The organism is Microbispora bryophytorum (genome assembly GCF_043197435.1).
GTDB lineage: Bacteria > Actinomycetota > Actinomycetes > Streptosporangiales > Streptosporangiaceae > Microbispora > Microbispora bryophytorum.
Genome location: NZ_JBICTF010000006.1, coordinates 607,501 through 624,175 on the forward strand (window position 1 = coordinate 607,501; position 16,675 = coordinate 624,175).

Annotated in this window: 15 protein-coding genes and 3 tRNA genes; 5 read left to right on the forward strand and 13 right to left on the reverse strand. The window is 69.5% G+C overall.

The window, feature by feature from the left end; all coding sequences use genetic code 11:
* From ACGFIB_RS23610 to ACGFIB_RS23620, 3 genes are all read right to left on the reverse strand, one after another.
* A tRNA-Glu gene (locus ACGFIB_RS23610) sits at positions 1 to 70 on the reverse strand.
* A 13-nt stretch (positions 71 to 83) separates the two neighbouring features.
* Positions 84 to 156, reverse strand: a tRNA-Glu gene (locus tag ACGFIB_RS23615).
* 44 nt (positions 157 to 200) lie between these two features.
* A tRNA-Gln gene (locus ACGFIB_RS23620) sits at positions 201 to 272 on the reverse strand.
* 251 nt (positions 273 to 523) lie between these two features.
* On the opposite strand from ACGFIB_RS23620, the gene ACGFIB_RS23625 reads away from it, so the two are divergent.
* Positions 524 to 2,518, forward strand: a complete 1,995-nt coding sequence (locus ACGFIB_RS23625) for a M3 family metallopeptidase (protein WP_393374925.1) — start codon at positions 524 to 526, stop codon at positions 2,516 to 2,518.
* A gap of 179 nt (positions 2,519 to 2,697) precedes the next feature.
* Here ACGFIB_RS23625 and gltX read toward each other — a convergent pair whose 3' ends face one another.
* Positions 2,698 to 4,062, reverse strand: a complete 1,365-nt coding sequence (gltX, locus tag ACGFIB_RS23630) for a glutamate--tRNA ligase (RefSeq protein WP_393374927.1) — start codon at positions 4,060 to 4,062, stop codon at positions 2,698 to 2,700.
* A complete protein-coding gene (locus ACGFIB_RS23635) occupies positions 4,055 to 4,825 on the reverse strand; it encodes a fumarylacetoacetate hydrolase family protein (RefSeq protein WP_142572024.1) in 771 nt (256 codons plus the stop codon). Before ACGFIB_RS23635 ends, gltX begins: the two co-directional genes overlap by 8 nt.
* Before the next feature lie 84 nt (positions 4,826 to 4,909).
* Here ACGFIB_RS23635 and ACGFIB_RS23640 point away from each other — a divergent pair, with 84 nt between their 5' ends.
* Positions 4,910 to 5,314, forward strand: coding sequence for an antibiotic biosynthesis monooxygenase family protein (locus ACGFIB_RS23640; RefSeq protein ID WP_393375088.1), 405 nt, complete (start codon positions 4,910 to 4,912; stop codon positions 5,312 to 5,314).
* A gap of 199 nt (positions 5,315 to 5,513) precedes the next feature.
* Here ACGFIB_RS23640 and ACGFIB_RS23645 read toward each other — a convergent pair whose 3' ends face one another.
* On the reverse strand, positions 5,514 to 6,113 hold the full coding sequence (locus tag ACGFIB_RS23645) for an HD domain-containing protein (protein ID WP_393374930.1): 600 nt from the start codon (positions 6,111 to 6,113) through the stop codon (positions 5,514 to 5,516).
* A 75-nt stretch (positions 6,114 to 6,188) separates the two neighbouring features.
* Complete coding sequence (locus ACGFIB_RS23650; RefSeq protein ID WP_393374933.1) at positions 6,189 to 6,731, reverse strand: SbtR family transcriptional regulator; 543 nt, start codon at positions 6,729 to 6,731, stop codon at positions 6,189 to 6,191.
* A gap of 88 nt (positions 6,732 to 6,819) precedes the next feature.
* Between ACGFIB_RS23650 and ACGFIB_RS23655 the strand changes: the two genes are divergently transcribed.
* Together ACGFIB_RS23655 and ACGFIB_RS23660 are read left to right on the forward strand one after the other, a co-directional pair.
* Positions 6,820 to 7,260, forward strand: a complete 441-nt coding sequence (locus ACGFIB_RS23655; RefSeq protein ID WP_393374936.1) for a nuclear transport factor 2 family protein — start codon at positions 6,820 to 6,822, stop codon at positions 7,258 to 7,260.
* 131 nt (positions 7,261 to 7,391) lie between these two features.
* Positions 7,392 to 9,062 carry a heparinase II/III family protein gene (locus ACGFIB_RS23660; RefSeq protein WP_357260715.1) on the forward strand — a complete coding sequence of 557 codons (1,671 nt, stop codon included), beginning with the start codon at positions 7,392 to 7,394 and terminating at the stop codon, positions 9,060 to 9,062.
* A 33-nt stretch (positions 9,063 to 9,095) separates the two neighbouring features.
* Here the strand turns inward: ACGFIB_RS23660 and ACGFIB_RS23665 are convergent, their stop codons facing one another.
* The 4 genes from ACGFIB_RS23665 to cimA all read right to left on the reverse strand — a co-directional run bounded on the left by ACGFIB_RS23665 (position 9,096) and on the right by cimA (position 13,224).
* Entirely contained in the window at positions 9,096 to 9,758 is a 663-nt protein-coding gene (locus ACGFIB_RS23665; RefSeq protein WP_142572029.1) for a DivIVA domain-containing protein, read from the reverse strand.
* Positions 9,755 to 10,876, reverse strand: coding sequence for a globin domain-containing protein (locus tag ACGFIB_RS23670; RefSeq protein ID WP_357246260.1), 1,122 nt, complete (start codon positions 10,874 to 10,876; stop codon positions 9,755 to 9,757). The genes ACGFIB_RS23665 and ACGFIB_RS23670 overlap by 4 nt, the downstream gene beginning before the upstream one ends.
* Entirely contained in the window at positions 10,877 to 11,260 is a 384-nt protein-coding gene (locus ACGFIB_RS23675; protein ID WP_191054121.1) for a group I truncated hemoglobin, read from the reverse strand.
* 389 nt (positions 11,261 to 11,649) lie between these two features.
* Positions 11,650 to 13,224 carry a citramalate synthase gene (cimA, locus tag ACGFIB_RS23680; protein ID WP_393374940.1) on the reverse strand — a complete coding sequence of 525 codons (1,575 nt, stop codon included), beginning with the start codon at positions 13,222 to 13,224 and terminating at the stop codon, positions 11,650 to 11,652.
* A 501-nt stretch (positions 13,225 to 13,725) separates the two neighbouring features.
* On the opposite strand from cimA, the gene ACGFIB_RS23685 reads away from it, so the two are divergent.
* Positions 13,726 to 14,358, forward strand: coding sequence for a hypothetical protein (locus tag ACGFIB_RS23685; RefSeq protein WP_393374943.1), 633 nt, complete (start codon positions 13,726 to 13,728; stop codon positions 14,356 to 14,358).
* 23 nt (positions 14,359 to 14,381) lie between these two features.
* Here the strand turns inward: ACGFIB_RS23685 and ACGFIB_RS23690 are convergent, their stop codons facing one another.
* Complete coding sequence (locus tag ACGFIB_RS23690; protein WP_142572033.1) at positions 14,382 to 15,473, reverse strand: branched-chain amino acid aminotransferase; 1,092 nt, start codon at positions 15,471 to 15,473, stop codon at positions 14,382 to 14,384.
* A 143-nt stretch (positions 15,474 to 15,616) separates the two neighbouring features.
* The gene (locus ACGFIB_RS23695) at positions 15,617 to 16,663 is read right to left on the reverse strand and encodes a 3-isopropylmalate dehydrogenase (protein WP_357246266.1); all 1,047 of its coding nucleotides are present in this window, start codon (positions 16,661 to 16,663) and stop codon (positions 15,617 to 15,619) included.
* Positions 16,664 to 16,675: the final 12 nt, after the last annotated feature.

The window sequence follows — 16,675 nt, forward strand, 5'->3', positions numbered from 1 at the left end:
CCCCGACCGGATTCGAACCGGCGCTACCGCCTTGAGAGGGCGGCGTCCTAGGCCACTAGACGACGGAGCCGAGTGCAGTGAAGTAGTCCCGAGCGGATTCGAACCGCCGTTACCGCCTTGAGAGGGCGGCGTCCTAGGCCACTAGACGACGGGACCTTGCACTGCGCTGTTTTCCAGCAGAATCCCTTGGGGGGATCCAGCTGGGGTACCAGGACTCGAACCTAGACTAACGGAGCCAGAATCCGTCGGGCTGCCAATTACCCCATACCCCATCTGCTTGCGGGGGCCTCGCGGCTCCCGCTTGCGACTCCGAAAGAATAGCCCAGCTTGCGACCCACTACCAAAACGATTGCGGCGCGCCTCGCGATCTCGTGATCCGATCCTCCGCGCGAAGGGTCCGATCCCCCTGCTCGGAGGGCGTCGATCCCCCCGTCCGGAGGGCGTCGGCCCTCCTGGGCACAGGGCCTGGGCCTCCTGTGCGAGGCTGGGGAAAACGCCCGCACCACGTGAGGAGCCGCCAGCCATGACCTCGGCCGCGAACCCCTTCCTCAGCCCGAGCACCCTGCCCTACGGGCTGCCCCCCTTCCAGGAGATCAGGGAGGAGCACTACGCGCCGGCGTTCGAGCAGGGCATGGCCGAGCAGATCGCGGAGGTCGAGGCGATCACCGGGAACCCGGAGCCCGCGACCTTCGAGAACACCGTCGAGGCGCTGGAGAGATCCGGCGCTCTGCTCGAACGGGTCTCCGCGGTGTTCTTCAACCAGGCGTCCTCCGACACGACGCCCGGCGTCCAGGAGATCCAGAAGGACGTCACGCCGAGGCTCGCCAAGCACGCCGACGCGATCCACCTCGATGCCGAGCTCTTCGCGCGCATCCAGGCGGTCGAGGCGTCCGACGAGGAGCAGCGGTGGCTGCTGAAGCGCTACCTCACCGACTTCACGCGGGCGGGCGCCACGCTGGGCCCGCAGGACCAGGCCCGGCTCAGGGAGATCAACGAGCGGCTGTCGGCCCTGGGGACGGCGTTCCAGCAGAACCTGCTCGCCGACACCAACGAACGGGCGGTCGTGGTCGAGGACGTGGCCGAACTCGACGGGCTGTCGCAGGACGCGATCCAGGGGCTCGCCGACCAGGCCAGGGAGCGCGGGCTGGACGGCAGGTATCTGATCACGCTGGTCCTGCCCACCGGGCAGCCCACCCTGGCCGAGCTGACCAACCGGTCCCTGCGTGAGCGCATCCACCGGGCCTCGGCCGGGCGGGGCGCGGCGAACGCCGAGCTGATCAAGGAGATCGCGGTCCTGCGCCGGGAGCGCGCACGGCTGCTGGGCTACGAGAACCACGCGGAGTACGTCCTGGCCGACCAGACGGCGGGCACGACTCGGGCGGTCACCGAGATGCTCGACCGGCTCGTGCCGCCCGCCGTCGCCAACGCGCGCAAGGAGCAGGCGGACCTGGAGGAGATCGCCGGCCACCCGATCCAGCCCTGGGACTGGGCGTATTACTCGGAGAAGGTGCGCAAGGCCCGCTACGACATCGACAGCCGGCGCATGCGGCCGTACTTCGAGCTGAACACCGTGCTGGAGAAGGGCGTCTTCAACGCGGCGTCACGCCTGTACGGCGTCACCTTCCACGAGCGCCCCGACCTGTACGGCTACCACCCGGAGGTGCGGGTCTTCGAGGTGCGCGACGAGGACGGCTCGCCGCTGGGCCTGTTCCTCGGCGACTTCCACGCCAGGGCCTCCAAGCGGGGCGGGGCGTGGATGAACAGCCTGGTGAAGCAGTCGGGCCTGGAGGGCACCAGGCCGGTGGTGGTCAACAACCTCAACATCGTCAAGGGCGAGCCGACCCTGATGACGTTCGACGAGGTCAACACCATGTTCCACGAGTTCGGGCACGCATTGCACGGGCTGTTCTCCGATGTGCGCCACCCCCGCTTCTCCGGAACGTCCGTGCCGCGCGACTTCGTCGAATACCCCTCGCAGGTGAACGAGATGTGGGCGACCCATCCGGAGATCCTGGCCGAGTACGCCAGGCACCACGAGACGGGCGAGCCGATGCCGCAGGACCTCGTCGACCGGATGCTGGAGACGCAGAAGTTCAACCAGGGCTTCGCCACGCTGGAGTATCTGGCCGCCACCCTGCTCGACTGGGCGTGGCACACGGCCTACGACGGCGACGGGGACGCCGGTGAGGACGTGGAGGAGTTCGAGAGGCGGGCGCTGCGGGAGGCCGGGGTGGACCTGCCGACCGTTCCCCCGCGATACCGCAGCACGTACTTCGCCCACATCTGGGCGAGCGGCTACAGCGCCGGCTACTACTCCTACATCTGGAGTGAGGTCCTCGACGCCGACACCGTCGAGTGGTTCAACGAGAACGGCGGGCTGCGCCGGGAGAACGGCGACACCTTCCGCCGGGCCCTGCTGTCCCGGGGCGGCAGCGTCGACTCGATGACGGCGTTCCGCGACTTCCGCGGCCGCGACCCGGAGATCACTCCGCTGCTGGACCGCCGCGGGCTGCTGTAACGGCCACGACGGCCCTGAGGGTCCTTAGGGCCCTTCCGCCGCGGCAGAGGAAGCTCATGCCGCGGCGGGAAGGGCTCGGGCGTCTCCTCGGCCCTGAGGGGCCTTCCGCCGCGACACAAGAGGCTCGCCGGCGTCTCCAGGGAGGACGGCCACCGGCGCCGCGCTGTCGCCCGGCCTGCTCAGGCCAGCTTGGCGAGGGCCGCGCGCACCCGGTCGAGCGAGCGCTCGCGGCCGAGCACCTCGATCGACTCGAACAGCGGCAGGCCCACGGTCCGGCCGGTGATCGCCACCCGCACGGGCGCCTGCGCCTTGCCGAGCTTGAGCCCGTGGGCGAGGCCGACCTCCTCCAGGGCGGTCTTGAGCGAGTCGGGGTCCCAGCTGACCGTCTCCAGCCGCTCGGCGTACCCGGCCAGGATCTCGGCCGCCCCCGGCTTCATCGCCTTGTCCCAGGACGCCTGATCGAAGACGGGCTCGTCGAGGAACAGGAAGTCGACGTTGGCGGTGACCTCGGACAGCACGGCGACCCGGGTCTGCACCAGGTCGGCCACGCGGTCGAACACCGAGCGGTCCCACGACGGGTCGAGCCACGGCTCGCAGCGGGCGGCGAACACCTCGCGGGGCAGCGCCCGGATGTACTCGCCGTTGAAGGCCCGCAGCTTCTTCTCGTCGAAGAACGCCGGCGCCTGGTTCACGTCCTCCAGCCGGAACAGCGGCCTCATCTCCGACCACGGCATGATCTCGCGGTCGTCGCCGGGGCCCCAGCCGAGCAGCATGAGGTAGTTGACCATCGCCTCGGCGAGGTAGCCCTCGTCGCGGTAGGACTCCAGGGCGACCTTGTCGCGGCGCTTGGACAGCTTCTGCCGCTTCTCGTTGACGATCACCGGCACGTGCGCCCAGACCGGCGGCTCCGCGCCGAGCGCCTTCCACAGAAGCTGCTGCTTGGGCGTGTTCGACAGGTGCTCCTCGGCCCGTACGACCTGGCTGATCCGCATCTCCATGTCGTCCACGACGTTGGCGAGGATGAACAGCGGAGAGCCGTCCCCGCGGACGATGACGAAGTCCTCCATCGCCGCGTTGGGGAACTCCACCCGCCCGCGGACCTTGTCGTCCACGACCGTCACGCCCTCGTCGGGTGTGCGGAACCGCACGGCGCCCTCGGTCAGGCCGCGGTCGCGGCAGTGGCCGTCGTAGCCTTGGTGCTCCGAGCCGGTCCTGGCCTTCACGTCGTCGCGCGTGCAGGTGCAGTGGTAGGCCCTGCCGTCCTTGAGCAGCTTGGTCGCGGCGTCGCGGTGCTGCTGCTCGTAGGCGGACTGGAAGTAGGGCCCCTCGAAGTGCGGCGAGTCGCCGTTGATGCCGATCCAGGCGAGGGCCGAGATGATGCCCTCGGTCCACTCGGGCCGGTTGCGAGCCGCGTCCGTGTCCTCGATGCGCAGCACGAACGTGCCGACGGACTGCTCGGCGATCGCCCAGTTGAACAGCGCCGAACGGGCCCCGCCGACGTGGAACATGCCGGTGGGCGAAGGGGCGAAGCGCACCCTAGTCACGTGAGATCACCCGGTTAGTGAGAGTTCCGATTCCTTCGATGGAGACGCCGACCTCGTCGCCCACGGACATCGGGCCCACCCCGGCGGGCGTGCCGGTCAGGATGACGTCGCCGGGCAGCAGGGTCATGACCGCGCTCACGTACGCGATGAGCGCGGGGACGTCGTGCAGCAGGAGGGAGGTGCGGGCGCTCTGCCTGACCTCGCCGTTGAGCGTGGTGGTGATCGCAAGGTCGGCCGGATCGAGTTCGGTCTCGATCCAGGGACCGAGCGGGCAGAACGTGTCGAAGCCCTTGGCCCTGGTCCACTGACCGTCCCTGGCCTGAAGGTCGCGTGCGGTCACGTCGTTGGCGCAGGTGTATCCGAAGACGACCTCACCGGCCCGCTCGGCGGGGACGTCACGGCACAACCGGCCGATCACCACGGCCAGTTCGCCCTCGTAGTCGACCCGCTCCGACAGCTTCCCCGGGTACGCGATCGTCTCCGACGGCCCGATCACGGTCGTGCTGGGCTTGAGGAACACGACCGGCTCCGCCGGGGGTTCGCCGCCCATCTCCCTGGCGTGGTCGGCGTAGTTCTTGCCGATGGCGATGATCTTGCTGGGGAGCATGGGGGCGACCAGGCGGACCTCGGCCACCGGGACCCGCTCGCCGGTCAGCTCCACCCCGTGGAAGGGGTGACCGCCGATGCGGGCGATGACCTGCCCGCCTTCTTCCACCATGCCGAAGGCGACCTGGTCGCCCATCGAGAACCTCGCGATACGCACGTCACGAGCCTAGTAGGGGGATGGCGGGTGAACGTACGTAAGGTGGTCGGGTATCCGCTGGAGTCGAGCGTACGGGGAGTCGATGTGCCTTCGGTCGTGAAGATCAACGTGCTGACGGTGCCCGAGGAGATGCGGCGCGAACTGGAGAAGCGGTTCGCGAGCCGGGCAGGGATGGTGGAGTCTGCCGACGGGTTCGAGTGGTTCGAACTGCTGCGGCCGGTGGAGGGCGGCGACCGCTACCTCGTCTACACCCGCTGGCGCAGCGAGGAGGACTTCCGGCGCTGGCAGGAGAGCCGGGCGTTCCAGGCGGGGCACGCGCGGGCCGCCGCCGAGGCCGCCGCGCAGGGCCAGGGTCACGGGCAGGGGCAGGGGCAGGGGCAGGGCCACGGACATGGACAGGGGCACGGACACGGCGGCCCGGCCGCGACCGACTCCGAGTTGTGGACCTTCGAGGTCGTGGAGAGCGCCGGCCCCAAACAGGACGACTGAGCCGGGTCCGTCGACGCCCTGAACGCCCCCGGTCACGCCGCCGCCGGGGGCGTTCAGACGTCCGGGGCCGTTCAGTCCGGAGAGGGCCGTTCAGCCAGACAGGGCCCTTCAGTCCGAGAGGGCCGTTCAGTGAGCAGCGTTCGGTGAGCAGCGTTCAGTGAGCACCGTTCAGTGAGCAGCGTTCGGTCCATACGGTCGTTCAGGCGTCGAGCGGGTGGGCGGCGAGCCGGGCGGCGATGCCGGCCTCGACGGAGCATGCCGCCGCGCAGCCCGGCTTGCGCCGGGTCTGCTCCTCGAAGGCGGCGAGGAACTCCGCGCCGAAGCCGAGCCGGGGATGAAGCGCCAGCACGGCGGCCCGGGCGTCCGCCGGGAACTCCTCGGGCCGCCGTCCCGACACGTCCCACGACGTGGCCACCTGCAGCAGGTGCGACTCGGGGTCCTCGGACGCGGCGACCGGGTCGCGCATGTGGACGACGATGATCTCCTCGGCTCGCGCGGATCTGTCCGGCGACCATCCGGCGGCCATGCCGAAGACCCAGGCGAGACGTCCCCCCGCCTCCTCGAACGGCACCGTGTGGCTGTCGAAGGTCTCGGTCAGCCCGATGTCGTGGAGCAGGGAGGACACGTAGTACAGCTCGTCGTCGAAGCCGATCCCGTGCGCCCGGGCGTACCCGGCGCCCCACAGGTAGGACCTGATCGAGTGGTTGAGCAGCGCGGGCGGGCAGAAGCGGGTGGCGACGGCGAGCGCGGCCGCCGCGGCGGGTGTCTCGGGGAACGTCTCTGAGAACGGGACCGGCATGGCCCCAGGCTGGCGGAGCGGGCCGGCCGGGCGCGAGCGGCCGTACGGCCAATTCCCACACGATTCAGGCCAGAGCTACGGGCGCAGGCCGTCCAGTACGAGGTCGCCAAGGCGGCCGGGGCGGGTGTGGTCGGCGCGGTGGCGTTCACCGGTTACCGCGGCCAGGACGATGGCTTGCACATCTTCACCGTCTACATCGGCGCGCACCACGCCTGCCTTCTGAGCAGAGGCCAGAAGCTCTGCGAAGATCTGTCGCAGTTGGACGGCCGCCTGCCGGGTGGCGTCGGTCAGGTTCACACCCGCCCCGGCGAGCGCGTCCGTGAGGTCCTGCTTGGCGCGGGCCTCATCGATCAACCGCCGGAGGAAGGGGAAGAACCCCGACCCGGCTCGGTCGGCCGCCAGCGCCTCGCGTGCTTGAACGATCAGTTGCTCCAGGTGGTTGGCGATGACGGCCTCATAGAGCGCCTCCTTCGTGGGGAAATGCCGGTGAACGGTGCCCGGGCCCACCTCCGCCCGGCGCGCTATCTCATCGAGCGACACACCCAGGCCCTCGGCAGCGAAGGCCTGGCCCGCCGCTTCCAGGATCCGCGCTCTGTTCCTTCGCGCATCGGCCCGCATGCCGCTTCCTTCCGCATGGACAACCGGGGCGATCGCCCCGTATCTTCAAGAACCGGGGCGACCGCCCCGGATATCTCAGGAGTATGCCATGCCTGTTCTCACCCCGTACGACGTCGTCGCCCGGCTTCTCCGCCTGACCGCCTCCGGGCCCTGCGAGGAGATGGCCGATCTGTTCGCCGAGGACGCCGTCTTCGAGTTCCCGTTCCAACTGCCCGGCAGAGCGCAGGAAGAGCAGGACCGGGAGACCTTCCGCGCCCATCTCAACGCAGGTGCTCAGCTCCAGAGGTTCGAGTCCGTGGACGACATCGAGATCCACCGGACGACCGACCCCGAGACGGTGATAGCCGAATACCGGCTGCAGGGCCGGGTCACCGCGACGGGCAAGCAGTTCACCTCGCAGGTCGTCATGGTCGCCAGGGTCCGCGACGGACTGATCACCTGGTCGCGCAACTATTCCAATCCGCTCGACAGCGTGATCGCTTTCGGCGTGGTCGACGATCTCGTCGCCGGGTTGACCGCCGGCACCTGACGATTCCCGGCCGGCCCGGCGCTGAGCGGTGTTTGTGAGCAGTTGTGCACTTGTAACCAGAGTGACTTGACCAGATCGTCAGAATTCGGACAGCATGAGCGGCTCCTAATCGATCTCGGAAGGAATCCGGCGTGTTCCGCCGCTTCTCAGCCCTCTCCCTGGTGGCCGTCGTCCCGCTGACCGCGCTCACCCTGGCCGCGCCCGCCCAGGCGCGGGCCCCGCACCGCACGCCGGAGTGCCAGGGGGACTGGCTGCCCGCCACCCCCACCTCCGGTGACGTCATGAGCGGCAAGCTGTCCTTCCTCGACCTGCCCGCGGTCACGGTCGGCAAGGACGTCAACTGGCGCCTGGACCCGTACAAGAACAGGTCCTGGCAGATGGTGTTCCAGTCGCTGCGGTGGATGGGCCGGCTCGTGGCCGACTACGAGGCGACCGGCGAGGAGGCCTACCTCGGCCGGGCCGAGGAGATCGCCAAGGACTGGGTCGCGGACAACCCGTACGGCGGGCGCACGACCAGCCCGTACGCCTGGGCCGAGCACCCGATCGCGCTGCGCGCCCCGGCCCTGGTGTGCCTGAGCAGGTACGTGAAGGCCGGTTGGCTGACCAACAGCCTGGCCCTGCACGCGAAGCTGCTGTCGGACCCCAAGAACTACGAGCTCGGCCACAACCACGGGCTCGACCAGGACATCGGCCTGCTGCGCATCGGCTGCCGCTACGGGAACCCGAAGTGGAAGAACCTCGCCGTCAGCCGCATGGTGAAGTCGATGAAGCTCGACATCGACGGGCAGGGCGCGCTGCGCGAGCAGGCGCCGCGTTACGCCATCTACGTGCACGACCGGCTCAGGGTGGCGGTCGACACGATCAAGGACTGCGGGATGAAGGTCCCCTCGGCGCTGGCCACCCGCTGGGAGAGCCTGCCGCGGCACATCAGCGCCGCCACCCAGCCGAACGGCTACATGGTGCCGATCGGCGACGGGCCGGCCGACGTCCAGCCGACCGCCTTCGACCACGCCAAGTCGACCGTGCAGGTCTTCAACGCCGGATACGTCTTCGGCCGCACCGCCTGGAACGACCCCAAGTCGGCCTACTACTCGATCCGCTTCGGGCCGGCGCTGAAGTTCCACGGCCACGAGGACCACATGGGCGTGACCTACTACGCCCAGGGCCGCTCGATCCTCACCGAGGCGGGCTTCGTCTCCTACGAGAACACGCCCTATCGGCGGTGGACGCTGGGCCCGGAGGCCCACAACGTGCCGATCCTCGTGGGCAGGAAGTTCCGCGGCCACACCCCCACGGCGCTGGTGTCCAAGTCCGTGCGCACGGACCGGCAGGCGTTCACGTTCACCGACAGGGCGTACGGCGTGCCGCGCAAGCGGTCGGTGCTGGTGAACCACCGCGAGGACGTGATGGCGGTGCTCGACAGCGGCGGCGGGAAGCTGCAGAACCTCTGGCACCTCGATCCCGCGCTGAAGGTCGTGTCCAACTCAGGCGGGCGGGTCGTGGTGGGCGACGCCGAGTGGAAGGCGTCGATCGTCCAGCTCGCGATGCCGTCGTGCAAGCCCGTCGGCGGCCAGCGGGTGGTGCGCGGGCAGACCTCGCCCTACCAGGGCTGGATCTCGCCGGCTTACATGCGCAAGGAGCCGGCTCCGGTGATCGTCTCGCCCGTCGCGACGTCGTTGCTGACCGTGGTGGTGCCCGGGACCGACCGGCCGGAGGTCAGCTGCTCGGGACGCACTCTGACCGTTCACACCCCGGCCGGTTCGGTCACGCTTCGCGCGAGCTCCTCCGGCACGCTGTCGTAGACCTCCTCCCCCGACAGGAGGGGTGGCGGGCGGTTATCCGTACACCGACGGAGAGCCGCCCGCCAGGGGGCCGCCTGCCAGTTGCTTGGCCTGGGCCGGCACGGTGCTGAGCTTGTCGACCTCATGGGCCAGCCCCTCCAGGACCGCCCGCAACTGCACCTGCGTGACGTCCGCGAACGTACGCAGGTAGGCGATCCTGCGCTCCAGTTCCTCGGCCTCGGCGCTCTGCAGCCCGTCGCCCGAGGCGCGGTAGGCGCCGACCGCCCGGTTGGCGGCCTCCTCGGCCTGCCGCTGCGCCTCCATCAGGAGTTCCTCGTACTGCCGGCGGGCCTGGCCCACGATGCGCCGCGCGTAGTCCTCCGCCTCGGCGATCTGGGCGTCGGCGGTCTGCTGGGCGCGGGACAGGATGTTGATGGCGTCGACGTTCAGGGTCTGGGACGCGGCGGCCTGGTCCGGGTTCATGCCGTGTTCCTTGTACCACTGCTTCATGCGGTCGATGTGCGCCCGCAGGTCCGCCTTCTCCTTGTCGCTGGTCGCCATGTCCTCGGCGACGCGGTAGAGGAACGTGCGCACCTCGTCCTCGCTGTAGCCGCGGCGCCCGAGCGATGTGCGCGTGAACTCCTGCTTGCGTATCCGATCCGGGGTGAGGGGCTGGCGCTCGGCCGCCGGGCTTCCCCAAGGCATCTCTGCCGTCATGATTCCCGACCTCTGTCGCTCGTGAACTCGTCGAAGTGGATCTGGTCGGTGGGCACGCCGGCATCCAGCAGCCGTCCGACGGTGGCCTGCGCCATCTCCTCCGAGCCGCAGACGTAGACGTGCTGACCACGCCATCCCTGCAGCGCGACGTCCACGGCATAGCCGCGGGTGCCCTGGTAGAAGGGGTCGTGGGAGACGACCGGCACGACGTTGAGCCAGGGATGCTCGGCGGCCATCTTGGCCAGCGTCTCGTAGTCGTACAGCTCTCTGGAGTTCCGGGCGCCGACGACGAGGTCCACCCTGCGGGTCGGGCCCTCGTAGGCGATCTGCTCCACCAACGCCTTCATCGGCGCGAGGCCGGTGCCGCCCGCGATCATGAGCAGGTCGCCCTGGACCTCCGGGGTGAGCGTCAGCCGTTCGCCCACCGCCGCGCCCACGCGCAGCACCTCGCCCCGCCGCGCGCCCATGACCAGCGCGGAGCTGAGCACGCCGCCGTCGACCATGCGTACGTGCAGGTCGATGGTGTTGTCCTGGCGGGGCGCGTTGGCGAACGAGTAGAACCGCCAGATGCGCGGGCGCATGGCGTAGGAGATCGACGCCGACTGGCCCGGACGGAAGGGGTACTGGTAGTTCAGCCGGGCGCGGATGACGGCGATCCCGAGGGTGCGCGTCTCGTGACTGACGATCTCGGCCTCCCACCAGGGCGGGGTGGTCTTCGAAGCGTCGTTGGCGGCCTCGACCATCACCTGGGCGACCAGGTTGTACGCCTGCGTCCAGTCGTGCGCGAGCTGAGGAGTCCAGCGGTCGCCCAGGAAGTGCTCCAGCGTGGCGAGCAGCGCCTGGCCGACGGCGGGGTAGTGCGTCGCGGTCACCGCGAACTTGCGGTGGTCGCGGCCGAGCTGCTGCAGGACCGGCACGACCTCGTCCAGCCGGTCGACGTTGCTGATGACGCTTCCCAGCGCGCCCACGAGCTTGTCGCGCTGGCGCGCCATCGACACCGGGAACATGTCCCGCACGTCCGGGTTCATCAGGAAGAGAACCGAGTAGAAGTACAGCGGCACCTGGTCGCCCGATCGGGAAACGAGGTGCCAGCTGTCCTTGAGAGCTTGCGTATCCACTCAGTCGGCCGTTTCCGCGGGCTCGGCGACGATGGACGACTTCACCTTGGCGAGGACGAGGCCGACGTCGCGCAGGATGTCCTCACCGACGCCGCTGTCCTGCAGCACGCCGGTGAGGTGCTCGCCCACCTTGTCGTAGTGCCGCGACGTGATGCCCATGCCCGTGTGGGCCTCACCCAGGTCACGGCCCTCGTACGGATCGGGACCGCCCAGGACCGAGCACAGCAGCATGACCATGTGCCGCTTCAGCCTGGGCATGTCGACACCGACGAAGTACGGCTTCAGATCGTCGTCGCCGACCACGCGCTCGTAGAAGCGCTCGACGACGTCGCGCACTACCGGCGCGCCGCCGATCTGGTCGTAGTAAGACGGCGAAGTGATCACAGACCCTCCCATTCGGGGTGCACCAGCGAGGGGATGACTATGCGCCGAAAATTTTCGAACCGGACGCAGTCACGTGGCTGGTCATGGTGACAGTCGGTCGCTCAGCTCTCACGGCGCCGGTCGCTTTGGCAGACGATCAGAAGCCGACGACAGGCACCGCGACAGCGCGGAGTTCAGTGCGCAGCTGCTTCTTGCGTTCACCCTCCGTAGAGCCTGAGCAGGACGCTGAGGCTGGAACCGCGGTCGGGACCGCCGATCGTGGCGAAGACCGCCTCAGGAGCTTCGCCTATCTAAGCACCAACTAGACTAAATGTCACTAAAACCGCTACATTCACCAGCGCAACGTGAACACCACTCGCACCATGCCGGTGGAAGGGCTAACGGGCTGGTCAGGCGCTATGTCCCGCCCGCAGCAGGCCGTATGTCACCGCCTGCTCCAGCGCCTGCCACGAGGCCTCGATGACGTTCTCGGCCACGCCGACCGTGGCCCACTCGCCGGTCGCGTCGCTGGAGGTGACCAGCACCCGGGTCACCGCGTCCGTGCCGTGCGTGCCCTCCAGGATGCGGACCTTGAAGTCGATCAGTTCGACGGCCGCCAGCTCCGGATAGAGCTTCTCCAGCGCCAGCCGCACCGCCCTGTCGAGCGCGTTGACCGGGCCGTTGCCCTCGCCCGTGGCGATGATCCGCTCGCCCTTCGCGTGCAGCTTGACGGTCGCCTCGCTGACCACGTCGCCGCCGGGACGGCGCTCGACGATCACGCGCCACGACTCGACCGTGAAGTAGCGCCGCCGCTCGCCGTCGACCGTGTCGCGCAGCAACAGCTCGAACGACGCGTCGGCCGCCTCGAACGTGTGCCCCTTGGCCTCCAGGTCCTTGACCCGCTCGACCAGCCGCCTGGACTCCTCGCCGGTGAGCTCGTAGCCCAGCTCGCGGCCCTTCAGCTCGACCGAGGCGCGGCCCGCCATGTCGGAGACCAGCATGCGCATGTCGTTGCCGACCTCGGCGGGGTCGATGTGCTGGTAGAGGTTCGGGTCCACCTTGATCGCCGACGCGTGCAGGCCCGCCTTGTGCGCGAAGGCCGACGTCCCGACGTACGGCTGGTGGGAGTTCGGCGTCACATTGGTGACCTCGGTGATCGCGTGGGCGATGCGGGTCATCTCGCCCAGCGACTGGGGCGGCACGAGGTCGAATCCCCGCTTGAGCTGGAGGTTGGCCACCACCGTGAACAGGTTGGCGTTGCCCGAGCGCTCGCCGTACCCGTTGGCGCAGCCCTGCACGTGCGTGGCGCCCGCCTTCACCGCGGCCAGGGTGTTGGCGACCGCGCAGCCGGTGTCGTCGTGGCAGTGGATGCCGATGCGGGCCCCGGTGCCGGCCGCCTCGTGCACCACGTCGGCCAGCTCGTCGGGGAGCATGCCGCCGTTGGTGTCGCACAGGGCGATCACCGACGCCCCGGCCTCCGCGGCGGTCCGCAGCACCTCCAGCGCGTACGCGGGGTCGGAGCGGTAACCGTCGAAGAAGTGCTCGGCGTCGAGGAAGACGCGCCGGCCCTCCGCCGTCAGATGGGAGACCGTGTCGCGGATCATCGCGAGGTTCTCCTCCAGCGTGGCGCGGAGGGCCAGCTCCACGTGGCGGGAGTGGCTCTTGGCCACGAGCGTCACGATCGGCGCGCCGGATTCGCGCAGGGCGGCCACCAGGGGGTCGTCGGCGGCCTTCACGCCCGCCCGGCGGGTCGCGCCGAACGCGGCGAGCTGCGCGTGCTTCAGGTCGAGCTCGGTCTGAGCCCGCCGGAAGAACTCGGTGTCCTTGGGATTCGCCCCCGGCCAGCCACCCTCGATGAAGCCGACGCCGAGATCGTCGAGGTGGCGCGCGATGGCCAGCTTGTCGGCGACGGTGAGGTTCAGCCCCTCCTGCTGGGCGCCGTCGCGGAGCGTCGTGTCGTACACGTGGAAACGATCGTCGGCCATCTCTGTGTCTCCTTGCGGGGTTCATATCTCGCCGCACGCGCCGACCGGTCCATGCACCGGCCCAAACAAAAAGACCCCTCACGGACGTGAGAGGTCTGCGCGCCGGCGATGTCCTTCAGCCGGCGCGCCTGCCGATAATGAGCAGACCGTAGTGCATGGTGCTGAGCAGTTTGCCACAGCCGGTCACCCTCTGGCACATCGATCTCATAGTACGAGATGCGAGAGAGTGTCAGCGCAGGTCAGAGCCGTCATGATCTCGTTCCATCGCACCGGCCGTCGCTAGGGGCTCGCGCTCATCAGGAGGAACCGAACCCGGGATCTCAATGGACGTCGGGCAATGATGGCGTAATAACCCGCCATGCGGGCGCGGGACACACGATCGGCGCCCCCGCGATGAGTACGCTCGCGAAGCGATTCGCTCGGCGGATCACTTTGCCCAGAGCACGTTTTATACGCGACGTCTGGTGCGACCAGGCGTCTGATCCGAACAGGGGGCGGCGAATGACTTGTCGGCGCGGCGGCGGGGCGTTTCTCACCGGCAGGATCGCCGGTCTCCTTCTCGCCGGAGCTTCGGCTTCGACCGCGTTCATCACCGGCGTCGCCCCGCTCGGGGCCGCCGCCGACAACGGGCACGGCCGCGCCGACCGCGCGGTGCGAAACGTCGCCCAGGGGAAGGACCCGCAGCACCGGCCCGGGACCAAGCTGTCGGTGTCCGGCGCCACGCGCAACCGCGGCTACCAGCACACGTCCACCAACACCGCCGGCGGCTCCTCGAACGTGCAGAACGCGCTGTGCCGGCGCGCCCGGGTCTGCAACGTCACCCAGCACGTGACCGTCGTCGGCCCGCGTGTGACCGAGAGCCCGGCGCCTCCCGCGCCGGCGAAGGCGCCCGGCGCCAGGCCCACTCCGGTGCCCACCGTCACCGTCACGGTGACCGCGGCGCCCCCGCTCGCCGCTCCGCCGGAGCCGCCGCCGTGCCCTGCCCCGCGGCCCCTGCTCAGGGTCGTCGGCAGGGTCGACGCCGGGATCGACGCCGGGGCAGGCAGGGCCGGCGGGGGAACCGGCCTGCTCGGAGGGCTGGTGTCGCTGTCCGTCCTCCCCGTCGGCACGGCCTGCCCGGGCGCGACCGGCTGAGCCCCGGCCCGGGGGCCGGACCGTCAGCAGATCTTGTGGATCCAGTGGTGGGCGTCGGGGCGGCTACCGTACTGGATCCCCACGAGCTCTTCACGGATCTTCATCGTGACCGGCCCGGGAGTGCCGTCGCCGACGGTCCAGCTCCGGTCGACGCCCTTGACCGACCCGACGGGGGTGACAACGGCGGCGGTGCCGCAGGCGAAGACCTCGGTGAGCTCGCCGGACTCGCAGCCCGCCTGCCACTCCTCGATGGAGATCTTGCCCTCCTCCGCCGTGTATCCCAGCTCGGCCGCCAGACTGAGGATCGAGTCACGGGTGATGCCGGGCAGCAGTGTCCCGGTGAGCGCCGGGGTGACGAGACGGTCGCCGAAGACGAAGAACAGGTTCATCCCGCCCATCTCCTCGACCCACCGGTGCTCGAAGGCGTCGAGCCAGACGACCTGGTCGCAGCCCTCCTCGACGGCCTGCCGCTGGGCCACGAACGCCGCCGCGTAGTTTCCGCCGCACTTGGCGAACCCGGTGCCGCCGGGCGCCGCGCGGGTGTACTCCGTGGACAGCCAGACCGAGACCGGCTTGAGGCCGCCGGTGAAGTACGACGCCGCGGGCGAGGCGATCACCATGTACTTGTAGTTCCGCGAGGGGTGGTTCACCCCGAGGGCGGGCTGCGTGGCGATCATGAAGGGCCGCAGATAGAGGCTGTGGCCCTCGGTGGTCGGCACCCAGTCGCGGTCGGTCTGCACAAGGAGTTCGAGCGACTCGACGAACGTCTCCTCGGGAAGCTCCGGCATCGCCATCCGCAGCGCGGACTGGTTGAACCGCGCCGCGTTCGCGTACGGCCGGAAGGCGACGATCGAGCCGTTCGGCTGCCGGTACGCCTTGAGCCCCTCGAACAACTCCTGGGCGTAGTGGAACACCGACGTGGCGGGGTCGAGGACGAGCGGACCGTACGGCTGAAGCTTCGCCTCGCTCCAGCCCTCCCCCTCGCTCCAGTCGATGGAGATCATGTGGTCGGTGAAGACCTGACCGAAGCCGGGGCTCGCCAGCACCTGCTCGCGTTCGGCCGCACTGCGGGCCTGCGGATTGAGCTGCACGTCGAACCTGAGGTGGGTGGTCATGCGAGGTCCTTCTCTCTACGTCGTCGTAGTAATTGTGCGACGAGTCGGCTAAGGGAAAACTAGGGCATTTCGCAGGTATGAAAAAGCGCATGGCGGCCCATACCGGGCCGCCATGCGCATGATGTCGGGATGAGCGGCCGGGATCAGCCGGCTACTCGGGCGGCGATGTCGTCGCCGATCTCGCGGGTGGAGCGCGCCGTCCACGCGCTCTGGCGCTCGATCAGGTCGTCGGCCACGGCCTGCTCGACCCGGGCCGACGCCTGGGCGTGGCCGAGGTGGTCGAGAAGCATGGCGACCGACAGGATCGTCGCGGTCGGGTCGGCCTTGCCCTGGCCCGCGATGTCGGGCGCGCTGCCGTGGACGGGCTCGAACATGGACGGCGCCGTGCGGGCCGGGTTGACGTTGCCGCTGGCCGCCAGGCCGATGCCGCCGGCGACCGCCGCGCCGATGTCGGTCAGGATGTCGCCGAACAGGTTGTCGGTGACGATCACGTCGAACCGCTGCGGCTGGGTGATGAAGAACATGGAGGCCGCGTCGACGTGGCAGTAGTCGGTCTCGACCTCGGCGAACTCCATGCTGAGCCGGTCGACGGTGCGCGCCCACAGGTCGCCCGCGTACGTCAGGACGTTGGTCTTGTGGACCAGCGTCAGCTTGCGGCGGGGCCGGGCCAGGGCCTTCTCGAAGGCGTAGCGCACGACGCGCTCGACGCCGTAGGCCGTGTTGAGGGACTCCTGGGTGGCGATCTCCTGCGGGGTGCCGCGGCGCATCGCGCCGCCGGCGCCCGCGTACGGGCCCTCGGTGCCCTCACGGACGACGATCATGTCGATGTCCTCGGGGCGGGCCTCTCCCAGCGGAGTCGTCACGCCGGGGAACAGCTTGACCGGGCGGAGGTTCACGTAGTGGTCGAGCTCGAAGCGCAGGCGCAGCAGCAGCTCGCGCTCCAGGACGCCGGGCGGCACGCTCGGGTCGCCGACGGCGCCCAGCAGGATCGCGTCGTAGCCGCGCAGCTCGTCGAGCACCTCGTCGGGAAGCGTCTGCCCGGTCGCGTGGTAGCGCTTGGCACCGAGATCGTATTCGGTGGTCTCGGACTTGACGCCTGCGGCGTTGAGGACCTTGAGGCCTTCGGCGACGACCTCCGTGCCGATACCGTCACCGGGGATCACTGCCAGGCGGATGTTGCTCGACTCCATGCGTGTACCTTA